The sequence below is a fragment of the Sodaliphilus sp. genome (assembly GCF_045598405.1).
Lineage (GTDB): Bacteria > Bacteroidota > Bacteroidia > Bacteroidales > Muribaculaceae > Sodaliphilus > Sodaliphilus limicaballi.
This window is the reverse complement of the sequence record NZ_JAZLLZ010000092.1, coordinates 1-7202: the sequence shown is the minus strand read 5'-3', so window position 1 is coordinate 7202 and position 7202 is coordinate 1. Positions and strand designations below refer to the sequence as shown.

Here is a 7202-nt window from a genome sequence, read left to right as displayed (position 1 = left end):
CTCGGGGAACTCGGGGAACTCGGGGAGATTTTTTTTTCTCTCGGGGAACTCGGGGAACTCGGGGAGATTTTTTTTTCTCTCGGGGAACTCGGGGAGAATTTTTTTACCTCTCGGGGAACTCGGGGAACTCGGGGAGATTTTTTTCTCTCGGGGAGAATTTTTTTGCCTCGGGGAGTTTTTTTACTATAATTTTTTAAATATTTGTTGTTGGAATAATTTCAAATCGATCGTAGTTGTTTACGATGTGGGTTATTCCTTTATCAATGTCACTCTCATTAAAGTTTACTAGATAACCTATTCTTTTGTCAGCCAGTTTCAAATAAGTTAATAACTGTTTCTTGTGGACTGGCATGATGGTCTCTACAGATTTTAGTTCTAATACAACAGAGTCGTTTACTAATAGATCCATAATTAAATCTGCTCCCAAAGTTGCATCTTTGTAAACAAGAGGAATTCTTACTTGGTTTTGGGGATGAAGCCCTCGCAGTTTCAATTCATGTAGTAAAGCCTTTTCATAAACAGATTCAAGCAAACCTGGGCCAAGTGCTTTATATACCTCATAAATTGCTCCCCTAATTGAATATGTAAGTTCGTCGTAGGTCATAAAAAATTATTATTCAAAAAAACATCCGCGAGTTCCCCGAGTTCCCCGAGAGACAAAAAATTCTCCGCGAGTTCCCCGAGAGGAATAACAGGGTTATTTGTTGTGCTCGAGGTAGGTGTAGCCGTAGAGGCCTGAGCGGTAGTTGCGCACGAATTCGTTGCCTTCTTCGCTGGTGATCTTGCCTGAGCGTATAGACTCTGTTACCCACATTTCCACGTTGCGCACGAGCTGCTTGGGACTGAACTGCACGTAGTCGAGCACCTCGGCCACTGTCTCGCCGTCGATGACCTGGTTGATCTCGTAGTGATCCTTATAGACGTCGATGTGCACAGCATTGGTGTCGCCAAAGAGGTTGTGCATGTCGCCCAGGATTTCCTGGTAGGCACCCACGAGGAACACTCCCAGGTAGTAGGGCTCGCCGGGTTTGAGGGCGTGTACGGGCAGCGAGTGTGTGATGCCCTGCGGCGAGATGAAATTGGCAATCTTGCCGTCGCTGTCGCAGGTGATGTCTTGCACGGTTGCGCGGTGGTTGGGCTGCTCGTTGAGACGTTGCAGGGGCACTACGGGGAACACCTGGTCGATGGCCCAAGAGTCGGGCAGCGACTGGAACAGCGAGAAGTTGCAGAAGTATTTCTCGGGCAGCATCTTTGCCACGCTGTTGAGTTCTTCGGGCGCGTGCTTCATGTCGTTAACAATAGAGTTCACGTCGCGTGCCACGCTCCAGAACAGTTTCTCCACCATGGCGCGTGTGCGCAGGTCGATGAGTCCCAGCGAGAAGCGGTCGAGCGCTTCGTCGCGTATCTGCAAGGCGTCGTGCCAGTCCTCAAGCAGGCGTGCCTTGTTGATCTTGTCCCAAATCTCATAGAGGTCGCGCACGAGTTCGTCGTCGTCGGGAGTGACAACGTCGGTCTCCTCGTCCCATCGAGGCAGCTCGGCAGTCTCGAGGACGTTCATCACGAGCACACTGTGGTGAGCAGTGAGCGATCGTCCGCTCTCGTTGATGATGTTGGGGTGGGGCATTCCGTTCTTGTTGCATGCGTCCACAAAGGTATAGACGGCATCGTTGACATACTCCTGTATAGAGTAGTTCATCGAGTATCCGCTGGCGCTGTTGCGAGTTCCGTCGTAGTCCACTCCCAGACCGCCGCCGATGTCGATGAAATCGACGTTGTAGCCTAGCTTGGCAAGCTGCACATAGAACTGCGAAGCCTCGCGCAGGGCGTTCTTGATGCGGCGGATCTTGGTGATCTGGCTGCCAATGTGGAAGTGAATGAGCTTGAGGCAGTCGGTCATGTTGTTGCTCTTGAGGTAGTCAAGAGCGGTGAAGAGCTCGCTGGTGTTGAGGCCGAACTTGCTGCGGTCGCCTCCGCTCTCCTCCCACTTGCCGCTGCCGCTGCTAGAGAGCTTGATGCGTATGCCTATGTTGGGTTTGATGCCCAATCGCTTGGCAATGGTGTTGATGAGCACAAGTTCGTTGAGTTTCTCCACCACGAGGTAGATGCGCCTGCCCATCTTCTGTGCCAGCAGAGCGAGTTCCACATATCCCTCGTCCTTGTATCCGTTGCAGATGATGAGGGAGTTGGCGCTGATGTCGGCCATGTTGATGGCAAGCACAGCGTGCAGCTCGGGCTTAGATCCGGCTTCAAGACCAATGTTGAACTTCTTGCCGTGACCCACGATTTCCTCCACCACTTGCCTCATCTGGTTCACCTTGATGGGGTAGATGACGAAGTTCTGTCCGTTGTACTCATACTCCTTTGCGGCCTTCTTGAAGCAGCTGGCGAGTTTCTCGATGCGGTTGTCGAGAATGTCGGGGAAACGCAAGAGGATGGGTGCAGTGATGTTGCGAGTGCGCAACTCGTCCATCACATCGACCAGGTCAACGGGCACACAGCTCTGCTTGGGAGTGACGGTAATGTGTCCGTGCTCGTTGATAGAGAAATATTTGAGTCCCCATCCGTGGATGTTGTAAAGCTCGGCGCTGTCCTCAATGCGCCATTTGTTGATGCTTGCCAATTTTAATTGTTCGTTTTATGTTGTTAAACAAAAAGTCCTATCTGTGCCGTCAGGCTCTCCATGCGCCCACGTCACCTAATTTGTGCAAATTTAATCAAAAAACCATGGGTGGCAAAGGTTTTTTTCTGAAATTTTTCAATTTTCGTTGCAATTTTCGTTGCGTTTCGTTGCGTTTTGTTACTGTCGGAGGGTGTGCGTTAATTTTTTTTAGGTTTTTTGCAGGAAAAACTTTGGATAAATATTTGTATCTTTGCAAACAAATTAATGATTGGAAGATAAATTGCATGTTCGATATAATTCTAGTACACGCGCGTTCGCTTCTGTATGGCGTTGTGACTGCATGCATAGTTCATTTTATTGTAATACTGCTAGATACGTTTTGTATCAGGAAAAGTGAGCATGCTCGCTTTGTCCTAGGTGTCTCGATTGTGGGCATGGGGTGGCTGTTGTTTCAATATGTGCTATGGTTTGTGGTTCATGCGCTAGGCTTGCTGTCGCCCGAGAACGCTCCTCAACACGTCACCCTGGCTGGCTGTCTTGGCTTTATAGAGATGGTGACGCCGTTTCTGTTCCAGATGGCACTTTACAGTGTGTCGAAGCTCAAAGTCTTCAATGTGCGTCGTGCCTTGGTGCTGATTTTGCCTTATCTTGTGCTGTTTATCCTCTTTCTCGCCACAGGCAACCGTTTGTGGACCAAGGTGGGATATGGTTACACAGTGTTTGGCGCGATAGTGGTGCCCATAGCCATTCACATCCAGGTGTATCGCTATCAAAAACTGCTCAAGGACACCTACGCCAACACCACGGTGCGTGATGTGAAATGGGTGCTCACGGTTCTCTATGTGATGGTGGGCGTGTTTGCCATGTGGGTTCTCTTGAGTTTTATGACTTCATCGGCGCTTGCCGACTGCATCTACATGTGCTTGAGCATGATGGCATGGGGATTCTATGCCAAGAGGTTGAGCGTGCAGAACTTCGATATCGACGTGATGCGTGAAATTGCAGAGAACGGCGAGCTTGACGAGGAGCATGAGCCAGAAGCCGACAAGCCTCATGCAATAGGAGAGGAGAAGCCGCTCCAATCGATGGAAGCGGTAATAGCGCCTCATGTCAAACTCAAGGCATGGCAGGAACCCCACTTCGACGAGGCTGTGCGACACTTCTGCTCACAGGAGAAGAATTTCTCTGACCCAGACCTCAGCGTGCAGGATGTGGCGCAGGGTGTGGGCACTAACCGCACCTACGTGTCGCGCTGGTGCAAGGAGCAGGGCTGTGACTTCAACACGTTCATCACCGGCATCAGGCTTGACTATGCCGAGCGTCAGTTGGTGGAGACTAGCTTAACTATCACTGAGATACTGGAGATGTCGGGTTTCAGCAACGCTAGGCACTTCCGCACGGTGTTTGTGGCACGATATGGCTGCACCCCGTCGGAGTTCCGCACCCAGAATCGTGCATGATGCTTGGAAAAGAAGAAGATATAGATGTAATGATAAACGAGGACAACGATGTACGATAACTTTTTATTACATGTGAGGTCGATGTGCTATGGCGGCATGGTGGCTTATTTTGTGTTCACCATCATGCGGCTAGTGAGGCATTACCGCACCTACGATTCGGCAACGGCGCGTTTTGCTGTCGTGTCCTCGTCGCTGGCTATGGCGTTGCTTGCCATCAAGAATGCAGCCCGCTTTGTGTTTGACGTGATGCACATCGCTTTTCCTCGCATCGAGGATATGCCAGTGTTCCACAGTCCGCTCATCATGGAGATGATGGCGATACCCTTCATGGGTGTGGCGTTGAGCGCGCTGTCGCGACTCACTCCCCCCAAGGGTACAGAGTTGTTTGTGCAGTTGCCGCTTCTCGTGTCGCTCATCTTCTTCTCCATTACCGGCAATGAGCTGGTGATGAACATGTCGTTCACCTATGTGGCCATCTACTCGGTGGCGGTGATATTGTCAGTGCATATCAACGTGCGCCGCTACCAGACGAAGCTCAATGAAACATATGCCAACACCGACAAGCGTGGCATCACGTGGGTGCTCATCACGCTCTACATCATGGTGGGTCTCTTAATCCTGTGGGGCATTATGCAGTTTGCTATGCCCGGTTTGCTGAGCGACTGCATTTACTTCCCGCTGAGCCTCATCCCGTGGATATTCTATAGCCGCCGTCTCCTCAAGCAGGACTTCAACATCGCAGCGATGCAAGTTCAGGACGACGAAAATGACCTGGCCGGCGACAGCGAAGCTGCGCTCAAGACGTGGCAAAATGCGCAGTTTGGCGAGGCAGTGATGAAATTCTGCACCGACGAGAAGAACTTCACTAATACGGACCTGAACATTGTGGAGGTGGCTCGTGCCGTGGGCACTAACCGCACCTACGTGTCGCGCTGGTGCAAGGAGCAGGGCATGGACTTCAGCACATATATAGCTCACATCAGGCTTGACCATGCGTTGCCGCTGCTCGTGTCGGGCTATCCTATCAACGAAATAGTAACGATGTCGGGGTTCTCAAGCCCGCGCTCATTCCGCACCGCATTCGTGGCACGCTACAACTGCACCCCCAGCGAATACCGCACAAGAAAACAAGCCTAAAGCCCACAGATACAAACTAACTTGTTTTTTCTATACTATCGCTTCTATCAGCGTGCGGCCATTCAATTTTACTGGTGGCAGCATGCCTGACTGCTTTGTCTTATTGAAGCAGAAACTTAGGAGGTACCCTTCTTGTAAGTTGAAATATTCAAGGTAGCGGCATAGTTGTTCTTCGCCTCGCTCGTTGTAAGCATTGCCTCGCCATATTTTGAGTTCAATGACGTACTGCTTGCCCAGGTAGTCAATCACTATGTCCATGCGGTCATGGTCACGCGTCTGTTCCTCAATGTGGTAACTGCCTATACCATTGATGACGGGACGCAGATAGGTGAGGAAAATCTTTCGTGCATCGTTCTCAATGAATTCGTTATCATGATCCATTTTGTAGGTCTGGTTCATGTGAACGACAAATCGTTCCATAAGGAGCGGAATGTCCAGAATACCGTCATGGATGAACTGGCTCTTATCGGTCATGCCCTGAATAAAGTCTGTTGAATTTTTGTCTTGTGAGATAAAGTATTCGTAAAACCATATTTCAAACATGCGTGATGCGACAGCAAATGCGCCATCCTGCTGTTTGACAAAGTTGAACATCAGGGCAAGGTTGGTTGCCTTGTCATAGTAGTTGAATGAGTAGCGATAACCGTTGAAAAGAATTCCTTTGATGGTACGTTCCAATTCGGGGAACTCATCAAGTTTCTTGGCAATGTCATCAAACAGAGTACTTCCCTCGGTCAGTATTTTGTTGACTGCTTTCAACACGCCTTCTTTATCCCATGTCCATTGTTCGGCATCAATTATCTGGCAGATGCGGCTCACAAGGAATGGATAGCCCGAGGTGTAGTCACGAATCATCTGTGCCACAGCCTTTTCGTCAAAGTTTAGTCCGTGGTCAGCTTTATATTCGGCAAGCATTCCTGCTATACCTTCGGCCGAAAGACTCATGTCCACATCAAAGGGGACAGCGATATTCCAGGGGCTATTGTATTGGTGCTGTTCATCTGTGCGAATCTTCAGTTTCAAGTTCTTAACGTCATAGACACCAGCAAGAATGACACTTTGGAAAGTGGGTTTAACGTCCCTGTCAAGATACATCCTGCGTAACAAAGCCAAAAGTTTCAAGAAAGAAGGATAATTGCCAGCCTGATCAACTTCGTCAATCAAGATAACAACAGGTTTTGAATTGCGATGACTGACATTACTGATAAACTTAGACAATGCCTTTTCGCTGCATTTCTCGTCATGAGATTCAGAAAATGCCGAAATATATTCAGCCACCTCCTTGTCAAGTCCTTCAAGTGGAGTCCACTCAAACGCATCTGCCATCTGATAGACAAAGGTTGAATAGAGTTTCTCTTCGTCGGCGAAGGATGAATCTCCCAATCCTTCAAAACTAAGGTTGAATACGCAGAACTCGTTGGTAAAACTACTACTGATTGCTTTCAATGTAGTTGTCTTGCCATACTGTCTGCCACGATTTATGCAGAAATAGTCACCCTTGGCAACCATCTTGCGGATGATTTCCAAACGCTCGGTGATGTCCACCATATAATGTTCGTTCGGGCGACAAGTACCCGCTGTATTGAATGCTTTCATACTTGCTGAGGCGAAAGTGCAAACTGTCATTGACTGCAAATTTATGAAAAATTTCTCAAAAACGAGCAAAAACCTTATATTTTTTTACCCCTCGGGGAACTCGGGGAACTGGGGGAAATTTTTTGTCTCTCGGGGACCTGGGGGAGAATTTTTTGTCTCCCGGGGAAATTTTAATGAAATGGTATTTTTTGTGCTGGAGGCACGAAATTACAAAAATCTGATTTATCTGCTTAATGTGGTTTTTTAACTACTCAACTTTAGCATGTGAAACCATTTGAGCTTCACCTATTTGCTCCGATTAGCGTCCTGCTGGACGCGGTGCATGTTGCATTTCTTCCCCCACCGCCACTTCGTTCGGCGGTGGGGGTTATTCAGGTATTGTCCTGCCG

6 protein-coding genes are annotated in these 7202 nt (G+C 49.0%); 3 read left to right on the top strand and 3 right to left on the bottom strand.

Annotated features, from left to right (window positions below; all coding sequences use genetic code 11):
* Nucleotides 1-189 (top strand): hypothetical protein (locus ACKI3C_RS07090; RefSeq protein ID WP_407403475.1); only part of this gene is annotated, 189 nt, incomplete at its 5' end.
* Between the two features lie 4 nt (nt 190-193).
* Here the strand turns inward: ACKI3C_RS07090 and ACKI3C_RS07085 are convergent.
* Both ACKI3C_RS07085 and speA read right to left on the bottom strand, forming a co-directional pair.
* Complete coding sequence (locus tag ACKI3C_RS07085; protein WP_407403473.1) at nt 194-604, bottom strand: GxxExxY protein; 411 nt, start codon at nt 602-604, stop codon at nt 194-196.
* 93 nt (nt 605-697) lie between these two features.
* Nucleotides 698-2611, bottom strand: a complete 1914-nt coding sequence (gene speA, locus ACKI3C_RS07080; protein WP_407403477.1) for a biosynthetic arginine decarboxylase — start codon at nt 2609-2611, stop codon at nt 698-700.
* Nucleotides 2612-2904: 293 nt separating this feature from the next.
* On the opposite strand from speA, the gene ACKI3C_RS07075 reads away from it, so the two are divergent.
* Together ACKI3C_RS07075 and ACKI3C_RS07070 are read left to right on the top strand one after the other, a co-directional pair.
* Entirely contained in the window at nt 2905-4080 is a 1176-nt protein-coding gene (locus ACKI3C_RS07075) for a helix-turn-helix transcriptional regulator (RefSeq protein WP_407403471.1), read from the top strand.
* A gap of 48 nt (nt 4081-4128) precedes the next feature.
* The gene (locus ACKI3C_RS07070) at nt 4129-5217 is read left to right on the top strand and encodes a helix-turn-helix transcriptional regulator (RefSeq protein ID WP_407403469.1); all 1089 of its coding nucleotides are present in this window, start codon (nt 4129-4131) and stop codon (nt 5215-5217) included.
* Between the two features lie 30 nt (nt 5218-5247).
* Here the strand turns inward: ACKI3C_RS07070 and ACKI3C_RS07065 are convergent, their stop codons facing one another.
* Nucleotides 5248-6813: an AAA family ATPase gene (locus tag ACKI3C_RS07065; RefSeq protein ID WP_407403467.1), complete on the bottom strand. Its 1566-nt coding sequence runs from the start codon at nt 6811-6813 to the stop codon at nt 5248-5250.
* Nucleotides 6814-7202: the final 389 nt, after the last annotated feature.